Annotated in this window: 20 protein-coding genes; 7 read left to right on the forward strand and 13 right to left on the reverse strand. The window is 59.8% G+C overall.

The features are described 5' to 3' along the window. Window positions 1-56: 56 nt before the first annotated feature. Window positions 57-944 carry a LysR family transcriptional regulator gene (locus QRN10_RS13750; protein ID WP_181081015.1) on the reverse strand — a complete coding sequence of 296 codons (888 nt, stop codon included), beginning with the start codon at window positions 942-944 and terminating at the stop codon, window positions 57-59. Between the two features lie 132 nt (window positions 945-1,076). On the opposite strand from QRN10_RS13750, the gene lysM reads away from it, so the two are divergent. Then, window positions 1,077-1,517, forward strand: a complete 441-nt coding sequence (lysM, locus tag QRN10_RS13755) for a peptidoglycan-binding protein LysM (protein WP_181081014.1) — start codon at window positions 1,077-1,079, stop codon at window positions 1,515-1,517. A gap of 47 nt (window positions 1,518-1,564) precedes the next feature. On the opposite strand, the gene yrfG is transcribed toward lysM, so the two are convergent. Next, window positions 1,565-2,227, reverse strand: a complete 663-nt coding sequence (gene yrfG / locus QRN10_RS13760) for a GMP/IMP nucleotidase (protein ID WP_253509969.1) — start codon at window positions 2,225-2,227, stop codon at window positions 1,565-1,567. 87 nt (window positions 2,228-2,314) lie between these two features. On the opposite strand from yrfG, the gene nudE reads away from it, so the two are divergent. Continuing rightward, entirely contained in the window at window positions 2,315-2,881 is a 567-nt protein-coding gene (nudE, locus tag QRN10_RS13765; RefSeq protein ID WP_181081012.1) for an ADP compounds hydrolase NudE, read from the forward strand. Continuing rightward, window positions 2,878-3,714, forward strand: coding sequence for a 3'(2'),5'-bisphosphate nucleotidase CysQ (gene cysQ / locus QRN10_RS13770; RefSeq protein ID WP_285428558.1), 837 nt, complete (start codon window positions 2,878-2,880; stop codon window positions 3,712-3,714). Before nudE ends, cysQ begins: the two co-directional genes overlap by 4 nt. A gap of 63 nt (window positions 3,715-3,777) precedes the next feature. Here cysQ and QRN10_RS13775 read toward each other — a convergent pair whose 3' ends face one another. From QRN10_RS13775 to rfbB, 7 genes are read right to left on the reverse strand one after another with little or no spacing between them, the layout of a single operon-like run. Further along, window positions 3,778-4,233, reverse strand: a complete 456-nt coding sequence (locus QRN10_RS13775) for a YiiD C-terminal domain-containing protein (RefSeq protein ID WP_285428570.1) — start codon at window positions 4,231-4,233, stop codon at window positions 3,778-3,780. Between the two features lie 26 nt (window positions 4,234-4,259). Then, a complete protein-coding gene (locus QRN10_RS13780; protein WP_253509972.1) occupies window positions 4,260-5,645 on the reverse strand; it encodes a sigma-54-dependent transcriptional regulator in 1,386 nt (461 codons plus the stop codon). Then, entirely contained in the window at window positions 5,642-7,450 is a 1,809-nt protein-coding gene (locus QRN10_RS13785) for a sensor histidine kinase (protein ID WP_181081009.1), read from the reverse strand. Before QRN10_RS13785 ends, QRN10_RS13780 begins: the two co-directional genes overlap by 4 nt. A 36-nt stretch (window positions 7,451-7,486) precedes the next feature. Beyond that, window positions 7,487-8,368, reverse strand: coding sequence for a dTDP-4-dehydrorhamnose reductase (gene rfbD, locus QRN10_RS13790; RefSeq protein WP_285428559.1), 882 nt, complete (start codon window positions 8,366-8,368; stop codon window positions 7,487-7,489). Further along, window positions 8,365-8,910 (reverse strand): dTDP-4-dehydrorhamnose 3,5-epimerase, encoded by a 546-nt coding sequence (rfbC, locus tag QRN10_RS13795; RefSeq protein ID WP_253509974.1) that lies wholly within the window; start codon window positions 8,908-8,910, stop codon window positions 8,365-8,367. The genes rfbD and rfbC overlap by 4 nt, the downstream gene beginning before the upstream one ends. Continuing rightward, complete coding sequence (gene rfbA / locus QRN10_RS13800) at window positions 8,907-9,782, reverse strand: glucose-1-phosphate thymidylyltransferase RfbA (protein ID WP_181081006.1); 876 nt, start codon at window positions 9,780-9,782, stop codon at window positions 8,907-8,909. The genes rfbC and rfbA overlap by 4 nt, the downstream gene beginning before the upstream one ends. Beyond that, the gene (gene rfbB / locus QRN10_RS13805; protein WP_266245441.1) at window positions 9,779-10,861 is read right to left on the reverse strand and encodes a dTDP-glucose 4,6-dehydratase; all 1,083 of its coding nucleotides are present in this window, start codon (window positions 10,859-10,861) and stop codon (window positions 9,779-9,781) included. Before rfbB ends, rfbA begins: the two co-directional genes overlap by 4 nt. Before the next feature lie 152 nt (window positions 10,862-11,013). On the opposite strand from rfbB, the gene QRN10_RS13810 reads away from it, so the two are divergent. The 4 genes from QRN10_RS13810 (at window position 11,014) to QRN10_RS13825 (ending at window position 17,159) form a co-directional block, all read left to right on the forward strand. Next, a complete protein-coding gene (locus QRN10_RS13810; RefSeq protein ID WP_285428560.1) occupies window positions 11,014-13,923 on the forward strand; it encodes an aminotransferase in 2,910 nt (969 codons plus the stop codon). A gap of 119 nt (window positions 13,924-14,042) precedes the next feature. Next, window positions 14,043-15,149, forward strand: coding sequence for an agmatine deiminase (gene aguA / locus QRN10_RS13815; RefSeq protein WP_181081003.1), 1,107 nt, complete (start codon window positions 14,043-14,045; stop codon window positions 15,147-15,149). 237 nt (window positions 15,150-15,386) lie between these two features. Further along, window positions 15,387-15,599: a hypothetical protein gene (locus QRN10_RS13820; RefSeq protein ID WP_181081002.1), complete on the forward strand. Its 213-nt coding sequence runs from the start codon at window positions 15,387-15,389 to the stop codon at window positions 15,597-15,599. Between the two features lie 267 nt (window positions 15,600-15,866). Then, a complete protein-coding gene (locus QRN10_RS13825; RefSeq protein WP_181081001.1) occupies window positions 15,867-17,159 on the forward strand; it encodes an OprD family porin in 1,293 nt (430 codons plus the stop codon). 73 nt (window positions 17,160-17,232) lie between these two features. Here the strand turns inward: QRN10_RS13825 and QRN10_RS13830 are convergent, their stop codons facing one another. The 4 genes from QRN10_RS13830 to QRN10_RS13845 form a co-directional block, all read right to left on the reverse strand. After that, window positions 17,233-19,359, reverse strand: coding sequence for a M48 family metallopeptidase (locus tag QRN10_RS13830; protein WP_285428562.1), 2,127 nt, complete (start codon window positions 19,357-19,359; stop codon window positions 17,233-17,235). An 81-nt stretch (window positions 19,360-19,440) separates the two neighbouring features. Continuing rightward, window positions 19,441-20,598, reverse strand: coding sequence for an ATP-binding protein (locus QRN10_RS13835; RefSeq protein WP_285428563.1), 1,158 nt, complete (start codon window positions 20,596-20,598; stop codon window positions 19,441-19,443). A 366-nt stretch (window positions 20,599-20,964) separates the two neighbouring features. Continuing rightward, entirely contained in the window at window positions 20,965-21,408 is a 444-nt protein-coding gene (locus QRN10_RS13840) for an HIT family protein (RefSeq protein ID WP_181080998.1), read from the reverse strand. Window positions 21,409-21,496: 88 nt separating this feature from the next. Beyond that, window positions 21,497-22,204, reverse strand: a complete 708-nt coding sequence (locus QRN10_RS13845; protein ID WP_285428564.1) for an SDR family NAD(P)-dependent oxidoreductase — start codon at window positions 22,202-22,204, stop codon at window positions 21,497-21,499. Window position 22,205: the final 1 nt, after the last annotated feature.

Raw genomic sequence — 22,205 nt, forward strand, 5'->3', positions numbered from 1 at the left:
CGCGACAAAGCGTCGCGTCTAATTGCCAGTACTGATCTAGCGATAGATGACGTCGATCAAGGCGAGGCCAGCGATTTCTGATACAGCGCGAAACACGCCTCGGCCAGCGCCGAACGCGGCGCGCTGCGGCGCATGATCAGCCCCAGGCGGGCCAGGGTATGGGCATCCTCGATCGGTTGCAGGCGCAGGTGTTCGGTCAGCGCGTCCAGCCCGCCTTCCAACGGCATCACCGCGCAGCACAAGCCGCCATGTACTGCTTGTAATAACTGATGGACGGCATCGGTCTGCAGCAGCGGTTGCGGGTGCAGGCCGCGGCTGTGGAAGTTGTGGTCGATGGATTGGCGAAAATGCATGCCGCTGGTGAGCATGCCCAGCGGCAGTTCGATCAGCGCTTCCCAGCTCAAGGGTGTGTCGCCGAAGCTGAAGAAACGCTGGTCGTACAGCAGGCCCATACGGGTCTCGCCCAAGGCCAGGGAGTCGAAGCGTTCGGTGTCCAGACGCTCCAGATAAGAAACACCCAGGTCCAGGCGATTGCTGGCCAGTTGCTCAAGGATCTGCTCGGAGCTGAGTGCCGACAGCTCAAAGCGCAGGCTCGGGTGTTCTTTGTGCAATTGCTGCATCAGTGCCAAAGGATCGAAGCTCGACAGCGGCACAACCCCCAGGCGCAACGTCCCTACCAGATTGCCACGACACGCCGCCGCTTCGGCCTGCAAACCGTCGTACGCCGCCAGCACGGTGCGTGCCCATGCCAGGACCCGTTCGCCGGGTGCCGTAAAGCCTTCGAAACGCTGGCCGCGATTGACCAGCGGCAAGTCCAGCTCCTCTTCCAGGCTGCGCAGGCGCATGGATAAGGTGGGCTGGGTGATATGGCAACGTGCCGCGGCCTGGCCGAAGTGACGGGTCTCGTCGAGGGCGATGAGGAATTTCAGCTGTTTGATGTCCATCTTCGCTCCAGGGCTTATTCCAATGGCGGGGGGATTCTAGCGCGTTTGGGTCTTTGGTCGGGCTGGAACGCATTTGTGTATGACTGGTCTAGTCTTGGGCATCTGGAACTCAAATCCCAAGGAGAGCGCACCATGAGTCTTTTAAGCTTTGTTAAGGAAGCCGGCGAGAAGTTGATCGACCTGTTGACGCCGGGCAATGCCAACGCCAGTGAGCAGTTGAAGGAACACGTAGCCAAGGTGGGTCTGGGTAATCCGAACGTGCAGACCACGGTGGAGGGTGACAAAGTGACCGTCACCGGTGAAGTGGCCACCCAGGAAGAGAAAGAGAAGATCCTGCTGGCGCTGGGTAACATTCAAGGTGTGGCCAGTGTGGATGACCAGATCACCGTAACCGGCCCGACTGTTGCCGCTGCCCGTTTCGTCGTAGTGAAAAAGGGCGATACCCTGAGCGCGATTTCCCTGGCGGTGTATGGCAACGCCAACCAGTACAACAAAATCTTCGAGGCCAATAAGCCAATGCTCAAAGATGTGGACAAAATCTACCCAGGGCAGACGCTGCGTATTCCTGAGTAATACAGGGTTGAAAATGTGGGAGGAGGCTTGCCCCCTCCCACATTGGTTCAGAGCCCGACGATGAGATCGCGGTAGTCGCCCACCGCTGCAAACTCGCCCGTGTCCTTTGGCCCCTTCTTGCTATCCGGTTCTTTCACCGCCAGCAAATGCCCCACGCCGAACGCCCCCGCGCTGCGCAGAATCGGCAGGGTGTCGTCGATAAACAGGCTGCGGGCCGGGTCGAAATCGATATCCGCTTGCAAAGCGTCCCAGAATTGCGGGTTTTCCTTGGCGAAACCGTAGTCGTGGGAGCTGATCAACCGTTCGAAATAGGGCGCCAGCTCGATGCGTTCCAACTTCAACGACAGCGAATCGCGGTGAGCGTTGGTGATCAGGATGACCCGTTTGCCGGCCTGTTTGACGGCCTGCAAAAACGTGTCGGCATCCGGGCGCAGGGCGATCAAGTGCGCGGTCTCCAGCTTGAGTTCGCGTACCGGGAGGTTGAGTTCCGCGCTCCAGAAGTCCAGGCAATACCATTGCAACTGTCCGGCGTTACGCTCGAACAGGGGCTGCAGTTCCATCTCGGCCATGGCGCGGCTGACGCCATGCAACTCGGCGTAACGCTGAGGCAGGTGTTCCATCCAGAAATGGTTGTCGTAATGCAGGTCGAGCAGGGTGCCGTCCATGTCCAGCAGGACGGTGTCGATGGCGTGCCAGGGCAAAGAGGGCATGGGGCGTTCTCACGTAAGTAAAGATATCCGACGCAGACAATCAGAAAAGCCACGGTATAGTAACCCGATCACGCCAAGGAGCCGCTTATGCGCCAGAAACCCACTGTTCTCGCCCGCGAAATAGTCGCCAGTAGCCGTTTGTTCCGCGTGGAGGAAGTGCAGTTGCGCTTCTCCAATGGCGTTGAACGGACCTACGAGCGCCTGGTGGGGCGGGGTGCGGGTTACGGCGCAGTGATGATCGTGGCGATGATCGATGACGACCATGCGTTGCTGGTGGAAGAGTACTGCGGCGGTACGGACGAATATGAAGTGTCACTGCCCAAGGGCCTGATCGAGCCCGGCGAGGACGTACTGGCCGCCGCGGACCGGGAACTCAAGGAGGAGGCCGGCTACGGTGCGCGACAGTTGGAGCACATTACCGAGCTGTCGCTGTCGCCGGGCTATATGAGCCAGAAAATCCAAGTGGTGCTGGCCACCGATTTGTATGAAGAGCGCCTGGAAGGCGATGAGCCCGAGCCGATGCGGGTGGACAAGGTCAACCTGCGGGAGTTGTCGAGCCTGGCGCAGAACGAGCAATTCAGCGAAGGCCGCGCCCTGGCCGCGCTGTACCTGGTTCGTGACCTGTTGACCCAGCGCGGAGCCTTCACCGCATGAGCGAACTGTTTCTGGGCCACCCGTTTATTGCCCCCGTGATTGAATTGGCCCGGCAGGCCGGAGAAGTAATCCTCCCGTACTGGCGCGCCGATGTGGCCGTGACCTCCAAGGCCGACGACTCGCCGGTCACGGCAGCGGACCTGGCGGCCCATCATCTGATTTTCGACGGCCTTACGGCCCTGGACCCGAGCATCCCGGTGCTCTCCGAGGAAGATGCCGATATCGACCAGAGCGTGCGTGCCGCCTGGCAGCGCTGGTGGCTGGTGGACCCGCTGGACGGCACCAAGGAGTTCATCGCCGGTAGCGAAGAATTCACCGTCAATATCGCGCTGATCGAAGAAGGGCGCGTAGTGTTTGGCGTGGTCTCGATGCCCACCAGTGGTCGTTGCTACTTCGGTGGCGCTGGCCTGGGAGCGTGGCGGTCGGACGTCAACGAAGCCCCTCGACAGATTCAGGTACGCGAAGCGCCGGGGCTGGGTGAGTCCTTTACGGTGGTGGCCAGTCGTCGACACAGCAGCCCTGAGCAAGAGCGTTTGCTCAACGGGCTCAGTGAGGGGTTGGGTGAGTTGAAGCTGGCCAATATCGGCAGCTCGCTGAAGTTTTGCCTGCTGGCTGAAGGCAGTGCCGATTGCTATCCACGCCTGGCGCCGACATCGCAATGGGACACCGCTGCCGCACAGGGCGTGCTGGAAGGCGCCGGTGGCGAAGTACTGGAGTTGAGCGGTGCGCCGTTCAGTTATCCGGCGCGTGAATCGCTGCTCAATCCGTTCTTTTTGGCGCTGCCGGCCAAGGCGGCGTGGCGTGAGCGTTTGTTGAGCTTGGCGCGTTCTTAACACCTTGAGGGATCTGACTGGGGGGAGCTGGCTCCCTCCCAGAGTTGTTTTGTGTATGGGTTTCTAACGGTGCAGAACGTATTGGCCGGTGAAGGCGACCGCTCGTTCGTCACTTCCCTCATTCACGATCCACGTGTCCAACGTCAACCGCGCCCGACCATAGCGCTGGTAGGTCGTGCAAAAGCGCTTCCACACCTTGTCCTCGGGCGCCTGGCAAATCACCGTGGCGTCCTGTGTCACCGGCAGCGGATAGCTGATCTGCCCCTCCTGAATCACGATATGCCCGTCCTCGATGCCTTCTTCGCGCAGCTGCAGGTGCAGCCAGCCCCAGCCTGCCAGCACCGCGCCGCAGTAAAGGCTGCCGCCAAACATGGTGCTCTTGTGGTTGATATTGGCTTGCAAGGGCAGGTGCAGCTGTAACTGGCCGTGTTGCCAGTCGAGCACCTTGAGCCCCATTTCCCGGGTCAGGGGAATGTCGTGGTGAAGGATGGATTCCAGGTAACGGCTGTCGCGGCTCATGGCGGCCTCTTGGCGGATGGGAAGGGTCATTCGTCGTCGGTACCCTGATGAGTGCTGTCGGCGAAGTTCAGCCCGTGCTTGCGCAGTTTGTCGTGCAAGGTCTTGCGCGGTACGCCCAAGGCTTCGGCAAGGCTGCGCAGGGAGCTGTGAGGGCGGGCGAGTTCGGCGGCGATCAGGCTTTTTTCGAACTGTTCGACCTGTTCGCTCAAGCCGCCCGGTGTAGATGTCAGCACGCTGCCGGTGGGGTTGTCGGCCGAGCTGTCCAGGGCCAGTTCCAGGCCCAGTGCAAAGCGTTCGGCGGCGTTCTGCAGTTCCCGCACGTTACCCGGCCAGCTGTGGCGCAACAGCAATGCGCGCTGGCCCGGTTGCAATTCATGCAGCGGCAGGCCGTGGCGGCTGCTGGCTTCGTCGGCGAAGTGCTGGAACAGCATCAGCGCATCCTCGCCGCGTTCGCGCAACGGTGGAATGCGCAGCGGCGCGACGTTGAGACGGTAATACAGGTCGGCGCGGAAGCGGCCCTGGTCAGCGGCCTGGCGCAGATCTTCCTTGGTGGCGGCAATGATGCGGATGTCCAGCGGGATCAACTGGTTGCCACCCAGGCGCTCGACTACGCGCTCCTGCAACAGGCGCAGGAGCTTGACCTGCACATCCAGGCTCATGCTTTCGATTTCATCCAGAAACAACGTGCCGCCATTGGCGAACTCGAATTTGCCGATGCGGCGCTTCTGTGCGCCGGTGAACGCGCCGGGTTCATGGCCGAACAGTTCGCTTTCGACCACCGATTCGGCCAGCGCCCCGGCGTTGATCGCCACGAACGGCCCGCTGCGTCGGCTCGACAGATCGTGCAGCGCGCGCGCCACCACTTCTTTACCGGCGCCGGTCTCGCCCAGGATCAGCACATCGGCCCTGGTCGCGGCCAAGGCGCCGATCTGCTCGCGCAGGCGCAGCATCTGCGGCGAATGCCCCACCAAGCGTGTGCTCAGTTGCTGGCGGTCGCTGAGGGCCAGGCGCAGGCTGCGGTTGTCCAGCACCAGTCGACGCAGGGCCAGGGCGCGGCGCACGCTGTCGAGCAAGGCGTCGCTGGCGAAGGGTTTTTCGAGGAAGTCGTAAGCGCCGGCGCGCATGGCTTGCACGGCCAGCGGCACATCACCGTGGCCGGTGATCAACAGCACCGGCAGGTCCGGGTCCTGGCCGTGCAGTTCGGTCAAAAGCTCCAGGCCGTCAATACCGGGCATACGGATATCGCTGACCACCACTCCCGGCCAGTCTCGCGACAGCTGTGCGGTGAGGCCGGTGGCTTCGCCCAGTGGCAGGACTTTCAGCCCGGCCAGGTCCAGGGTCTGGCACAGGGCCTGACGCAAGTGCGGATCGTCGTCGATCAGCACCACCTGAATCTGGTTATCGATACTCATACACTGCGGTCCTCGGACGGTTGCAGACTGACGCCCGGCGAGCCGGCGCGCAATTTCAAGGTTAACAGCGCGCCGCCTTCCTTGTGGTTGGCAAACAACAGTTCGCCACCAAAGGCGCGCATCAGCGTTTCACAGATGGCCAGGCCCAGCCCCAGGCCCTGGGTGCGCGTCTTGGTGGTGTAGAACGGCTCGCTGGCGCGGCCCAGGGCTTCCATGCAAAAGCCCGGGCCGTTGTCGCGAATGTACAGGTTGACGCCCTGGGCGGTGGTTTCGGCACTCAGCCAGAGTTTGCGCGGCGGGCCTTTTTCGGTCAGTGCGTCCAAGGCATTTGCCAGCAGATTGCCCAGTACCTGGCGCAGGCGAGTCTCGCCGGCCTGCACCCATAGCGTGGCTTCCGGTAGATCGCGGATCAGCTCCACCTCCATCGAGCGGCGACGCTTGGCCAGCAGCGCCAGGGCATCGTCGAGCGCGGGTTGCAGGGCTACGCTTTCAGGCGCGTGGCGGTCGCGGCGGGCGAAGGCGCGCAGATGGGCGATGATCGAGGCCATGCGCCCGGTCAGCTCGCTGATCAGCTTGAGGTTGCCGCGCGCGTCGTCTGTGCGCTGATGATCGAGCAGGATTTCGGCGTTCTCGGCGTAGCTGCGGATTGCGGCCAGGGGCTGGTTGAGTTCATGGCTGATACTCGCCGACATGGTTCCCAGCGCAGACAACTTGCCGGCCTGCACCAGGTCATCCTGGGCGCGTACCAGTTCCTGCTGGGCGTGCTCGCGTTCCAGCACCTCCTGTTTCAGGCGCCGGTTAAGGCCTTCCAGGTCGCTGGTCCGTTCGGCCACACGCATTTCCAGTTCGCGGCGGGCCTTGGCTTCGAAAGCGATGCGTTCTAGATAATGTCGGCGGCGCTGCATCAACAACCCCAGCAACAGCATCAACGCCAGCAGCGCCGCGCCGCCCACGGCCACCACGGTGCGCACCGGGCGACTGATCAAGGATTTCGGCGCGAGAATTTCTACATTCCAGCCGGTTTCGGCGATGGCCGTGGACTGCCGCAGCCAGGCGCTGCTGCTCAGGTTCAGCGGCTGTGGGTCGCGCGTCGGGTAGGGTTGGATGGCGATGATGGCCTGGCGTTCTTCGGGGGTAAGCGGCCGCGTGGCGCGAAATCGCCATTGCGGGCGTGAGGTCAGGATCACCACACCGTTGTGGTCGGTGACCAGCAGTTGTTCCGGGGTGTTGCCCCACAGGCTTTCGGTGTGGTCCAGGTCGACCTTGACCACCAGCACACCGATGATTTTTTCCCCATCGCGCACCGCTGCGGCGAAAAAATACCCACGTTTGGCGGAGGTGGTGCCCAGCCCAAAAAAGCGTCCCAGGCGCCCGGCCATGGCTTCGCTGAAATACGGCCGGAACGAGAAATTGCGTCCGACAAAGCTGTCCTGTTTGTCCCAATTGGACGCGGCAAGGGTCTTGCCGGTGGTGTCCATCAGGTACATCACCTCCACACCGGCCTGCGCGGCGACGTCCCTGAGCAATTGATTGGCGTTGGCCAGATTGGTGCTGACCTGCGGCGCCGCCAGTGCGCTGCGCAAGGCGGGCAGGTCGCCGAGGATCTGCGGCAGCACTTCGTAGCGGTGCAGGGTGCCCAGCAGGTTGGCGACGTATAGGTCGAGGGTCTGACGGTTCTGCCCGGCCAGTTCACTGCGATAGTAGCGCTCGGCCAGGTGCTCCAGCGGCCATAGCAGCGGTGCCAGGCACAACGCCAGCAGCGCGAGGCTGCGCCAGCGGGGTCTTCGCGGAAGGGGTGGAGTCATGGGAGTCATGCGCCTGTGGGTACAGGCGCATTATGCCTAGTGCGGCTGTGCAAGACACTCGCGCAGTGCGTCCAGCCAGTGCGGCTGGCTGACGTGCCATTCGCGTTGCAGACGGCTGCAGTCGAGGCGCGAGTTCAACGGGCGTTTGGCGGGCGTCGGGTAAGCACTGGAAGGGATGGCTTCCAGCTCGGCGCAGGCTTTGCCGGTGGCCCGCAGGTACTCGCCGATGGCCTCGGCAAAGCCGAACCACGACGTTTCACCCTGGGCGGTCAGGTGGTAGACCCCCCATGCTCCGGCATCCCCGGCCTGCCAACGTTCGATCAGGGCGCGGGTGCTGCCTGCGATGGTACCGGCCCAGGTCGGCGCGCCAATCTGGTCGGCGACGATGCGCATCTGCGGCTTCTCCTGCAACAGGCGCTGCATGGTCAGCAGGAAGTTCTTGCCGTGGTTGGAGTAGACCCAACTGGTGCGAAGGATCAGGTGCTCGCCTCCCACTGCCGCAATCGCCTGCTCGCCGGTGAGCTTGCTCTGGCCATACACGCCCAACGGGTGCGGCGTGTCCGCTTCGGTGTACGGCGCCGCCTTGCTGCCGTCGAACACGTAGTCGGTGGAGTAGTGGATCAGCGGCGCGCCCAGGGCCTTGGCCTCTTCAGCCAGGATGCCAGGGGCGGTGGCATTGATCGCGAAGGCCACCTCCGGCTCGCTTTCGGCCTGGTCGACCGCCGTGTGGGCGGCGGCATTGATGATCAGGTCGGGACGATGGGCACGGACCTGCCGGCGAATCTGGTCGGTGTTGGTCAGGTCCAGTTGATCGCGACCCAGCACAATCAGCTCGCCGAGCGGGGGGAGCTGCTGCTGCAGCGCCTGGGAGACTTGACCGTGTTGGCCGGTGATAAGGATTTTCAAAGCGCTGCTCATGGAAACACTTCGGCCTCATTAAACCGCGCGCCGTTCTGGTCCTTAGTGGACAGGGTCGGCGTGCTGCTCAATTGCCAATCGATGTTGAGTTCACTGTCGTCCCAGCGAATGCATCGCTCGGCCTCCGGCGTGTAGTAGTCCGTGGTCTTGTAGAGAAACTCCGCATAGTCGCTGAGCACCACAAAACCATGAGCGAATCCAGGAGGTATCCATAGTTGACGATTGTTATCGGCCGACAGGCGCACACTGGCCCACTTGCCGAAATTCGGCGAACTGCGGCGTATATCCACTGCCACGTCCAGTACCTCGCCAGCCGTCACTCGGACCAGCTTGCCTTGGGCGTGTTGCACCTGATAGTGGAGGCCGCGTAACACCCCTTTCTGCGAGCGTGAGTGATTGTCCTGCACAAACTGCTGCTGCAGTCCGGTGGCGTCGGCAAATGCTCGCGCGTTGAAACTCTCGTAGAAAAAGCCGCGTTCGTCGCCAAAAACCTTTGGCTCGATGACCAATACACCGGGCAGCTCAGTGGCGGTTACCTTCATGTAGTTTCCTTGGCGAGGGTGAACAAATATTGACCATAGCCGGTCTTGCCGAAATATTTGGCGCGCTCAAGCAAATAATCCCGATCGATCCAGCCATTTTCGTAGGCGATTTCTTCAAGGCATGCCACTTTCAACCCTTGGCGATGTTCGATGGTCTGCACGTACGTCGAGGCCTCAAGCAAGCTGTCGTGTGTGCCGGTGTCGAGCCAGGCAAAACCACGGCCAAAGCGCTCAACATGCAGGTCGCCACGCTTGAGGTAGGCATTGTTGACGTCGGTGATCTCCAGTTCACCACGAGGCGAAGGCTTGACCGCCTTGGCGATCTTGATCACATCGTTGTCGTAGAAGTACAGGCCGGTCACGGCGTAGCTGGATTTGGGCTTGGCGGGTTTTTCTTCGATGGACAGCGCACGGCCTTCCTTGTCGAAATCGATCACACCGAAACGTTCGGGATCCTTGACCCAGTAACCGAATACCGTGGCGCCGGACGGGCGATTGGCGGCGGTGCGCAATTGATCGCCGAAATGCTGACCGTGGAAGATATTGTCGCCCAGGATCAAACAGACCGGATCATCGCCGATAAACTCTTCGCCGATGATGAACGCTTGGGCCAGGCCATCAGGCGACGGCTGCTCCGCGTAGCTGAATCGCACGCCGAACTGGCTGCCATCGCCCAGCAGGTTGCGGTATTGCGGCAAGTCCACCGGTGTGGAAATCACCAGGATGTCCTTGATCCCCGCCAGCATCAGCACTGAGATCGGGTAGTAGATCATCGGCTTGTCGTACACCGGCAACAGTTGTTTGGACACGCCCAGGGTAATGGGGTGCAAACGCGTGCCGGAGCCACCGGCCAATACGATTCCCTTCATCATGCAATCAGATCCTTCATGTCGGTGTTGCCCAAACGTTCGCCCTGATAACTGCCGTCCTGGACCCTGCGGCACCATTCCAGGTTATCGAGGTACCACTGCACGGTTTTGCGCAGGCCGCTTTCGAAGGTTTCTTCCGGAACCCAGCCCAGCTCGCGTTCGATCTTGCTGGCGTCGATCGCGTAGCGTTGGTCGTGACCTGGACGATCCTTGACGAAGGTGATCAGGTCGCTGAATTGCGCGACGCCTGCGGGCCGCTGTGGTGCCAGCTCTTCCAGCAGGGTGCAGATACCGCGTACCACATCGATGTTCTTTTGCTCGTTGTGCCCGCCGATATTGTAGGTCTCGCCAACCACGCCTTCGGTGACCACTTTCAGCAGGGCGCGGGCGTGGTCTTCGACGAACAGCCAGTCGCGCACCTGCAAACCATCACCATAGACCGGTAATGGCTTACCCGCGAGGGCGTTGAGAATCACCAACGGGATCAGCTTTTCGGGGAAATGGAACGGCCCGTAGTTGTTCGAGCAGTTGGTCAGCAGCACAGGCAGGCCATAGGTACGCTGCCAGGCGCGCACCAGATGGTCGGAAGCGGCCTTGCTGGCGGAGTAGGGCGAGCTGGGTGCGTAAGGCGTGGTCTCGGTGAACAGATCGTCCACCCCGTGCAGGTCGCCATACACTTCATCGGTGGAAATATGATGGAAGCGGAAAGCGCTTTTGGCAGGTTCGGCCAGCTTATGCCAATAGGCGCGGGTAGCTTCGAGCAGGCTGTAGGTGCCGACGATGTTGGTCTGGATAAAATCCGACGGGCCGTCAATCGAACGGTCGACGTGGGATTCGGCGGCCAGGTGCATGATGGCCTGGGGCTCGAAGCGCGCCAGCACGGCGCTGACGGTGGCCTGGTCGATGATATCGGCCTGGACGAACTCGTAGCGGCTGTTGGACGCGATGCTGGTCAGCGACTCCAGGTTGCCGGCATACGTGAGTTTGTCGAGGTTGAGCACTTCATGCTCGGTGTTTTGGATCAGGTGACGGATAAGGGCAGAGCCAATAAAACCGGCACCGCCGGTGATGAGAATACGCATGTCGGGGAGCCTTTTCCTTAGACGGACATCGAGCGAGTGGGGCATAGCTTGAGTTGTGGCGTCGGGCAGCGCAAGTGCAGTTGGCACCGGGGGTTGCTTAACCCAATGAACAATGGCGATATAGGCGCCTGATAAAAACAGAGATCGCCATCATGCTGCTCGCCACGTTGATCCATCGCGCCAGTCTACCTTGCCCGCAAGTAGGCCCCGATCAAGCAACTCAACTCCTGGCGCAGCACTATGGCCTTGCTGGCACTTTGCAGTCGCTCGGCAGCCAGCAAGACCTCAATTACAGAGTCGACACCCCCCAGGGTCGGTTTGTTCTGAAAATCTGTCGAGGTGACTACGCGGCGCTGGAGCTGCAGGCTCAGCACGCGGCGCTCAGTCATTTGCAGACCCACGCCGATGTGCGCGTGCCCAAGGTGATCAAGACCCTGGCCGGCGATGAATTGCTCACCCTGGCAATCGGCGGACAAACCCTGCACTTGCGCCTGCTGGACTATCTCGACGGCCAGCCATTGACCCACAGGCCCCACCTGGGTCGCGAGGTGATGGCCGGCTTCGGTGACCTGTGCGGCCGCATGAGCCTGGCGCTCGCGCCGTTCGAGCATGGGGGCCTTGAGCGCACCCTGCAGTGGGACCCGCGCCATGCTCTGGAGCTGATCGCCCACCTGTTGGCCAGCCTGCAAGACCTTGCGCATCGCGAGGCGTTGGAGCGCGTGAGCGCGCAGGTCCAAGCCCGTATTCGGCCCCTGGTCGAGCGCCTGCCGTGGCAAGCCGTTCATATGGATATCACCGATGACAACGTGCTGTGGCAGCGTGATGCCCAGCGTCAGTGGCAGATCCAGGGGGTAATCGACTTTGGCGACCTGGTTCACACTTGGCGCATCGCTGACCTGTCGGTGACCTGCGCGGCCTTGCTGCACCACGCCGAGGGCGACCCCTTTGCGATTTTGCCGGCGATTCAGGCCTGCCATGCCGTGACCCCTTTGCAACGCGAGGAGTTGCAGGCGCTGTGGCCGTTGATCGTCGCACGGGCGGCGGTATTGGTACTGAGCAGTGAGCAGCAGCAACATTTGGACCCGGATAACAGCTACTTGCTGAAAAATGCCGAACACGAGTGGGAAATCTTCCACGTTGCCACCTCGGTGCCGTTCGAGCTGATGGAAGCGGCGATTTTGGGCAGCGTTGGCGAAACGCCGACACCGATCGCCAGCCAGGACTTCGCCCCGCTGTTACCGGAGCTGGTCGGCCGCGAATTCGCGTTGATCGACCTGGGCGTGCTCAGCCCACACTTCGAGGCCGGCAATTGGGAGACGCCCGGCGTCGATCGCAGGTTGCTGGACGAAGCGGCCACGCTGCATGGGTTGGCGGCCAGCCGATATGGGCAATATCGGTTGTCGCGTACCCGTCCTGACACTGCCACCGAGGCGGATACCTTTGCTCTGCACGTGGAGCTGCACGTGCCGCATGGCACAGGGGTGGAAGCGCCCTTTGCCGGTACGCTGCACCACGAGGCCGACGGGCGGGTGCGCCTGCAGGGCGTCGAGTTGAGCGTGCATGTGTGGGGTGTGAGCACCTCGCTCAAGTCCGGTGCATTGTTGGTCGAGGGGCAACGGTTGGGTGAGGTGGTGGCGCCGCTGATCGTGCAATTGTGCCTTGCCGACCTCGAACCGCCGCTGTTTTGCACCCCCTCGCGCGCGCAGGCTTGGCAAACCCTGTGCCCGTCGCCCGGCGCTGTGCTGGGGCTGGCCTGCGACGCCGAGCCTGAACTGGACGCCCAGACCCTGCTGGCCCGCCGGGACGCCAGTTTCGCCCGCTCGCAGAAGCACTATTACACCGACCCGCCGCGCATCGAGCGCGGCTGGCGCAACCACCTGATCGACATGCACGGGCGTTCCTACCTGGACATGCTCAACAACGTGGCGGTGCTGGGCCATGGGCATCCACGCATGGCCGCGGTAGCGGCGCGGCAATGGTCGTTGCTCAACACCAACTCGCGCTTTCACTACGCGGCGGTCACGGAGTTTTCCGAACGCTTGCTGGCCCTGGCGCCGGAGGGCATGGACCGTGTGTTTCTGGTCAACAGCGGCACCGAGGCCAACGACCTGGCTATCCGCCTGGCCTGGGCCTTCAGCGGCGGGCGCGACATGCTCAGTGTGCTGGAGGCCTATCACGGCTGGTCGGTGGCGGCGGACGCGGTGTCCACCTCGATTGCCGACAACCCTCAGGCCTTGAGCAGCCGCCCGGACTGGGTGCACCCGGTGACCGCGCCCAATACCTATCGCGGTGAGTTCCGCGGGCAGGACAGTGCGCCGGACTACGTAAGAAGCGTGGAACATAACCTGGCGAAAATCGCCGCCAGCAAACGCCAGTTGGCAGGGTTCATCTGCGAGCCGGTATATGGCAATGCCGGTGGCATCTCGCTGCCGCCGGGTTACTTGCAGCAAGTGTATGGCCTGGTGCGCGCCCGGGGCGGCGTGTGCATCGCCGATGAAGTGCAAGTCGGTTATGGCCGCATGGGGCGTTTCTTCTGGGGCTTTGAAGAGCAGGGCGTAGTGCCCGATATCATCACCATGGCCAAAGGCATGGGCAACGGCCAGCCACTGGGTGCGGTGATTACCCGCCGCGAAATCGCTGAAGCGCTGGAGGCCGAAGGTTATTTCTTCTCATCCTCAGGCGGCAGCCCCGTCAGCTGCCGGATCGGCATGGCGGTGCTGGATGTGATGGAAGAAGAAAAACTGTGGGAAAACGCCCAAGTCGTGGGCGGACATTTCAAAGCTCGTCTGGAAGCCCTGATCGAGCGTCACCCGTTGGTCGGGGCCGTGCACGGTTCCGGTTTCTATCTGGGCCTGGAGTTAGTGCGCGACCGGCAAACCCTGGAACCGGCGACCGAGGAAACCAAATTGCTGTGTGACCGTTTACGTGAGTTGGGCATTTTCATGCAGCCTACCGGCGACTTTCTGAACATCCTCAAGATCAAACCACCGATGGTCACCTCTCGGCATAGTGTGGATTTCTTCGTCGATATGCTGTCGAGGGTGCTCGATGAACAGTTGTAAATAGTCGATTCTTATCGAGGATAAATCGAGCAGGTTCTTATTTCTGCCCCTGATCTGCTTTTAAAGTCGATTTTTATCCGTTATAAAGTTGGCCCACACCCTTCGGAGCACTGATCGCCATGACCACTTTGCACAGCACCCCTCGCGCCGATGGCTTTCACATGCCCGCCGAATGGGCGCCGCAGACCCAGACCTGGATGATCTGGCCCGAGCGCCCGGACAACTGGCGCCTGGGCGGCAAGCCGGCGCAGGCCGCTCATGTGGCCGTGGCCAAAGCCATTGCGCGGTTTGAACCGGTGACCGTGTGTGTATCCGCCGGCCAGTACGAAAACGCCCGGTCGCGCCTGGATGTGCCAAACATTCGCGTGGTGGAAATGTCCAGCGATGACGCCTGGGTGCGCGATACCGGCCCGACCTTCGTGATCAACAACAGTGGCGAAGTGCGCGGGGTGAACTGGGACTTCAATGCCTGGGGCGGTTTCGACGGTGGCCTGTACGCGCCGTGGAACCGTGATGCGCAGGTAGGCGGCAAGATCCTGGAGATCGAGCGCGCGCCCCGCTACCGTACCGAAGGTTTTGTGCTGGAGGGCGGCTCGATCCACGTCGATGGCGAAGGCACCCTGATCACCACAGAGGAATGCCTGCTTAATCGCAATCGCAACCCGCACCTCGACCGCGCGCAGATCGAAGCGGTGCTGAGCGCCAACCTGGCTGTGGATAAGATCATCTGGCTGCCGGACGGTTTGTTTAACGATGAAACCGACGGCCATGTGGATAACTTCTGCTGCTACGTGCGGCCCGGCGAAGTGCTGTTGGCCTGGACCGATGACCCGCAGGACCCCAACTATGCACGCTGCCACGCGGCCATGGATGTGCTGCAAAACAGCACGGACGCCCAGGGCCGCTCGTTCACAGTACATAAGATGCCGATTCCGGGGCCGTTGTACGCCACCGAAGCAGAGTGCGCCGGTGTCGACCCGGTGGATGGCTCCCAGGAGCGCAATCCGACCGTGCGGCTGGCGGGTTCCTACGTTAACTTCCTGATCGTCAACGGCGGCATCATTGCGCCGAGCTTCGACGACCCGCTCGACCACGACGCCAGGAATATTTTGCAGAACCTGTTCCCGCAGCATGAAGTGGTGATGGTGCCCGGCCGTGAACTGTTACTGGGTGGCGGCAACATCCACTGCCTGACCCAACAGCAGCCCGCTGCGCACAAAAGTTGAGTGCAGTTGTAACAGCGCACTGACGACGGCCTGTCGCTACGCGTTTTCAGCGTGCAAGGCAAGCCCGCGGCCCCGCAAGGTTGCGGGCTTTTTTATGCGCGGGCACCGGTGAACAGAGCGTCTTGGCATAGCTCTTGTATCGGTGTTGCCATAGCAGTGGCCCAAGGTGATGACTGCGCAGTTCTGTCATAAACCTTGAGTAAGTTAGCCGCTCACGCAGTCGGAGAGAGCGCTGAAATGAACGCCGAAATCAATCCTATGTACGGACGCCCGCTTCACCCCTCGCGGGTCGACGGTGACGCCATCCATGCACTGGCGCTCTGGTTGAAGGAAAACAGCACGCGGCACGTCGGGCAGCCCGACCCGCGCAGTGTATTGAGTGAACGCTACCCGCAGGGGTTGTTCAGTGAGGATGAAGTGCACGCGTTGTGCGAACTGATGCGCAACTAAGTGTCGTTTTTAAACACGCCATCAGCGGCTGCTTAGAATTATTTCGCCTAAATACAGACGATTCACGAAATTGACACATCATTCAGCGCGCGACTAGGATTGCGCCCAACGCCTGTGGCTAACCGCCATGACTCTTCCAATAAAAAAAGGCTCGCGCGATGTTCACACATCCGCGGGCCTTCTTTTTTTGGAAAGTCGACACCAGAAAAGTGACATGGAGCCTGGTGTTGCAGCGCGTACTCAACCCGTAATAAGGAATACAAGAATATGTTGAAGCAACGGATGAGTCTGATCGCTCTGGGGATTTTGAGCGCATCGACAGCAATGGCCAACGACCAGGACCAATCCAAGGGTTTTGTCGAAGACAGCCACCTGAATATCGCTGCACGTAACGCCTACATCAGCCGTGACTACAAAAACGGCAAGCAAGACAAAGCCGAGTGGGGCCAGGGCTTCATCGGCAAATTCGAATCCGGCTTCACCCAGGGCACCGTCGGTGTCGGTGTGGACGTGATCGGTCAGTACGCTATTCGCTTGGACGGTGGTAAAGGCCGCAGCGGCGCTGGCGGTATTGACTTTTTCAAGCAGGGTGACAGTGGCTCAGCCGCCGACGACCTGGCCAAAGGCGGCGCCGCCGTGAAGTTCCGGGTATCCAACACCGTGCTCAAGTACGGTGATCAGTTCCCTAACGTACCGGTTCTGGCCTACGACAACTCCCGTCTGTTGTCCGAAACCTACACCGGCACCTCGATCGTTTCCAAAGAGATCGAAGGCCTGCAACTGGACGCCGGTCACTTCACCAAGGAAGCGCGCAAGAGTGCTGAAGGCACCGACAGCGGTAACCTCAAGAGCATCAACTACCTCGGTGGTAGCTATAAATTCACCGAAAGCCTGTCCGCCGCTTTGTACGCGTCCGATATGGAAGACGTGCTGAAGAAGCAATACGTCAACGTCAACTACGTGCTGGCCCTGCCAGAAAAACAGTCGCTGACCTTTGACTTCAACGGCTACAAAACCAAACTGGACAAGAGCTTCGCCGAACAGCGCGGCGATGCCGATGCCCGTGATAACAAAATCTGGAGCCTGGGCGCTACCTGGGCTGTCGGCCCGCACAGTTTCACCGTGGCCCATCAGCGCAGCACTGGCGATACCGGCTACCTGTATGGCGGCTACCGCGATAACACTCCGGACACCGGCATCGGCGACGGCGGCAACACCATCCTGCTGGCCAACTCCTACTGGTCCGACTTCAACGGCAAGGACGAACGTTCCTGGCAGGTCGGCTACGGCCTGGACTTCACCACCTTCGGCGTGCCTGGCCTGACCTACAACGTGGCCTACGTGCGCGGTACCAACATCGACGACGGTACCAACCGTGGCGATGGCACCGAGCGTGAAATCTTCAACCAGTTCAAATACGTCGTTCAGAGCGGCCCAGCCAAAGACCTGAGCCTGCGCGCTCGTGCGTCCTGGCTGCGCGTCTCCAACAACGCCAGCAACTACAACGTAGGTGGTAACGAACTGCGTCTGTTCGCCGACTACCCGATCAACGTGTTCTGATTGATCGCGCGTTGCGCCTGACTTCAGGCCATAAAAAACCCCGACTGGTTCGGGGTTTTTTTATGCGTGCCGATCAGTCCTGACGGCTTTGCAAAATACTGCGCGCCAGCGAGGCGTTCACGTAGTCGGTGATCAGCGTCAGCCCTTCGTAAGGCTCGATCTTTCGGTTATCGATGCACAACTGCGCCATCTGCAGCACCACCAGGCGCTTCTTCTTGTTGAGCCGCACACCCGGCACGCCAAACGCCGTTTTGCGCAGCTCGGGCAGCGGTGCTTCGTCCGTGAGTTCAAGCGTTAGCCAGATGCCCTGGATCGGTTGCAGCGAGACATTAGCGATATGCTCGATCGGCAGCGGCTGCGTCAGGTTGGCAAATACAAAATGCTCCGGCGTGAGGCGCAGCGCGATCTGCGGAGCACGCTTGTAACGACGCACGCCCAGCCACACAAACATCAACGCGATGCTGGCGATGGCCGCGCCGGCACCGAAGGTCGACAGCGGCGTGCCTTTCACGCGCGCCGGGGCGAGCCATGGCAGGCTCATGATCACCAGCCCAAGCACCGCAAACGGCACCGCCAATACCGCTGTGACCAGCGCGCGCCGCCGGCCGCCCTCATGCAGGGCGTGCTCACCTTGAGCGGAAGCGGCCAATGTTTTCAGCAGTTCAGTTTGTGCCTCGTCTTCGGCGGTCACGGCCTTGATCAAGTCCTCGGACAGCTGTTCGCTGAGGGCCGCTGCCGAGCTGAAGAAAGCCGCGAGCTGCGCCTTCGCCGCTTCGACATCCACCGCGCGGGTGGCGTTGCGTTTGGCCTCTTCCAGCGAAACGTTCAGAGCCTGCAGGCGTTCGCCGTTGCACGGGTGGGAATCGGTCGGGTGCGGCTGTTGAATGTCCAGCGCCTCGGGTGGCAGTTGCAACCCTTGCGCGCGCAACGCGACCAGCACAGCGTCGGTCAGGTCCATTGCCGAGGCCGTCTCGCATTGGCTGATCAACGCGTCTTCAATGTGCGGTTGCAACACCGACACCCGCAACAACGCCGAGGCCGCCGCATTGCCTGCCAGCCGGGCGCCGGCGGCATCGGCCAGCAATTCGCGTTCGCGGCTCCAGTGGTTTACCGCGTGGTCGAAGCGCTGTATGAAAAATACCCCGAACAGGAACGACGGACGCATCAGCCAGCCCTGGATCAGATCGCTGGCCAGCAGGGTGTCGTGCAGTGCCTCCAGGCTGCGATTGACCCCATCGTAGATCGGCAGAAAGCGCAGGCTGTATTCCGTATCCTGCCCCGCGAAGTGCGCCAGTTCATGGCCGATCACCGCACTGATTTCCGCCGGATTCAACAGCCCCAGATACGGCAACGGCACATGCAGCGTACGCCCGCGCACCGAGGTGTGCGTCGGCAGCAATGTGGCGTCACTGGACGTCACGTAAAAGCCCTGGGCCAGGCTCGCCACAATGTGATCCGGCGGCAATGCACCGAGTTTGACGGCCAATTCATTCACCTGGCGCCACAAGCCCGGAGCCTGCTCAGGCATCACCTCGCGCGCGAATATCTCCATGGGCGCGGGCGTGAACATGCCCAGCATGTGGCGTAGTTGCTTGAGCAACAACCAGATCGAATACAGGCAGAACGCCGCAATCACCCCCAGCACCGCCATCAGCTTCACCTCGCCACTGCCCAGCCGGCCGACATGCCACATCCCCAGGCCCTCGTAACACAAGGCCAGCGCGACCGTCGCCGCCATCGCTACCGCATGGCTCACCAGCCCATAGGGCAACAACCGACTGCCTTGGGAGAACACGCGTAATAACGTTTCTCGCGACTGCAACGCCCGCCGCCCCGCCCAGTGCGTCCCGGCCAACGCCGCCAGGCCGATCGCCGCCGCGAGCAAACCGAAGCCCATCACCCAAGGCGCCAACACGCGCATGGCACGGTTCACATGCTCTGCAGTGGGCAACTCGGCTTCGACCTTGTCCAGCCGCGAGAGAGCCAACTCCACGCTGATCTTGCCAGTGGCCAGGTCGATACTCGCCGTAGGGTTTTTGGCCGCGAGCGTTCGCAGCTGCTGCCTGGCGATGCTCACATTGCTGCGGTAATCGGCCATTGCCTTGGTCGTTTCCTCAGCGCGTTGACGCTCCCAGTTACCCAGGGCAGTCAACAGCAGCGGGAAAATCACCAGGAGAGCGATGAGTTTTAGAGCATTCATGGGAGTCCGTTCGCAACGCGGGGGGATGTTGGTTATACCGAAAACTGCTGGGAGCGGGCAAAGCGCTTTGTCCAGTCGCTGCTAACTCCCCTCAATCAACGCCCGCTCCTCCAGCCAAATCTCCTGAACAAACTGATCCGTAATCGCATAAATTCCATGCCCTCGCCGCATGATGATGTTCTCCGCCACGAGTGCAATCACCACCGGTTGAATCTCTTCAACCCGCACTTCGCGACCTACCGTCTTTGAGTATTCTGCAGCTGCATCGGTAGAGAAAATCCCTCGAGCATCGCCTTCGGCAGCTGCGATTTTGTTGAAAATCGCCTGAGCCAGGCTGCCCAGCTGTTCGACTTTTTCAAGCTCAATGCTTGCCGCTGCCGAGCGTAAGGTACTGGCAATCACGGGGAGGAAAAGATCAGGGTCACCGTCCTGCTGGAGTAGTTGACGCAATGCCTTGAGCATTTCCTCAGGTCGATTGCCCAGGGTATTGAAGGCTTCGACGGCGGCTTCAAGGGAGGGGAGCTTTTCCTTTTTCACCGTCATTGCCAGTCGGTTGAGCAGGAATTCAACGTAATCACCCTTTAGCAGCGGATACGCGGCCGATGTCGCGCCGGAGAACGCTTGGTTGCGTTTGGCGTTCAGCTCGCTTACCTGAGCCCTGTGGGAGCCTGTGCCGATAAAGAGGAAGTAGCCCGGCGTATTCGGGCGTGGGTTGATTGCATCACGAGCAGCCTTGAGGGCCAGTAGCAGTCGGATGCCATCCTCGGAGGAAATGGCATGTTGCGCCTCGTCGATGATGAGCACGAGATCGGCCTTTGCCTGGTCGACGACCTCTGTGAGTGCTTGCGCCAATGTAGGGCCGTCGGCGTCGCCGATGCTGTCGAGTTTGAAATCGAACTTGAATCCTGCTGCGCCCAGATCGACATTGCTGACTCGCTTGAGCGTCTGCAGGATTGATGAGCCCGGAGTTTGCAGTTCTTTCAGGGTCTTGTGGATGGCGTTGTGCACCAGCGTTGCCGGTTTGGCCAGCGTGTCGCTCCAGAGGTCGACATAAATCACCAATGCGCCTGCTGCCTCCAGGGCTGGGATGAGGTCGTTACGCAGGAAGGTCGTTTTACCCGTACGGCGCAGGCCAGACAGAAAAAGACCCGAGCGCAGACCTTCATCTAATACGCCAGGATTGAGAAGCTGGTTTGCCATTGATTCAGCCAATTCAGGGCGCTGAAAAATGCTGCTCATGCAATTATCCCTTTTTATGAATACGCCATAATTATTGCCAGTACATAATTTAGCATAAAGGATGAAATCTGGAGTTTTGGCGCGAAAAGAGGTGGGTCAACAGGCAGGAAGGTAAAGGGAGAAGGGGCGATTGAGAATGAATATCCCAGAAACAACAAAGCCCCTGCATTTCTGCAGAGGCTTCGTTTTGTATGGTGCGGCACCAGGAGTCGAATAGAAAAATAACTGTCTGTTTTGCAAAAAATTATGGCTTTTTCAAAAAAAAAAAATATACCTCTACGATTATCCTAATACAGCCCGTATTTTATGAGGTAGCAAGGCTCATATCGCTCCAATAATTCCCCGCTTTAGGGTGATTGCATATGATTACAAAGGCCGTGAAAAGTAAGCGCCAAGGGTTTCCGTGAGTATTGACTGAGCATCCAACATCTCTTGGCTAGGCTCGTTCACTGAACGGCTAAACCGCTTCCGAGCCCAGCTGAAAAAAGAAGGACCATCAATAGTAGGTTCATTGTGTTCCACCAAATATAATTTGGTCACAGACGCGTATCTTGGAAAAACATGAAAATGCAGTTCAGGATTTAGCTCAGAAATACGCATTATATATATCTTTTCAGGAGAGAAAGCACTTTGTAAGGCCCGTTCCGCAAACGCTAAACCATTCATCAATTCTGTACCTTCAGCCGAGCTGAGCTCCCCGAGTTTAGATACGGTCCGTTTAAACGAAATTATCATATAGCCAAGAATTTCACAGTCTCGACAGTGAGAGATTTCGATGTATTTTCCCGAGTAAATTTTTTGCGCTGACATGACTACCCTCCCATGAACCATCCATGATTAACGTGCAAGGTCTGCCCGGTCAAGCTCATGCCGGAGGTAAGCAAAAAATTGAGAGTGTTCACAATTCTTCAGGGGTGCCAAGCTGATGACTGGGTATTTGCTCCTTCAGGTTTTTGATGAAGCTTTCGTCGAATTTTCCCATCCCACCAGAAACCGCACCGGGAGCAATAGCGTAGACCGGGACATTCGATTCGCTGAATTCTCGCGCCAATGATTTTGTCAAATTTATCACGCCAGCTTTTGATGCACTGTAGTGTGCTGCTGATACGCTATAGGGAAATATTTGGTTAGTGTCAACGCCAGAGCCAGTGACCCCCATCATGGAGGCAATATTTACAATTTTACCTTTATCGCGTTTGAGCACATCGAAGAAATATTTACACATCAAAAAAACACTTTTTAAATTGGTTTCCATTACGAGGTCCCACTCGTCATCATCGATACTCAGGGCCGGTATTCGCATGCCATTGGATAGCTTTGGAGAAATACCCGCGTTATTGATCAGTACGTCAATACCATAAAATCTATTTTGGACCACCCGTGACGCTTGTATCACTTCTTGGGGTGAAGTGATGTTAACGGTTAGTGCAAGGACTTGACTTTCAGGGTATTCTCTTTGAATCTTCGATTGAAGAGCATCCAGATTGTTTTTGTGAGTATCAATGATTACTAAATTATAACCCAGACCTGCCAAATGAGAGGATATGCATGTGCCAATTGTACCTCCCGCACCCGTTACCACTGCGGTAAAGTGTTCTGAATGCATG

This window comes from Pseudomonas sp. lyk4-R2A-8 (assembly GCF_030209095.1).
Lineage (GTDB): Bacteria > Pseudomonadota > Gammaproteobacteria > Pseudomonadales > Pseudomonadaceae > Aquipseudomonas > Aquipseudomonas quebecensis.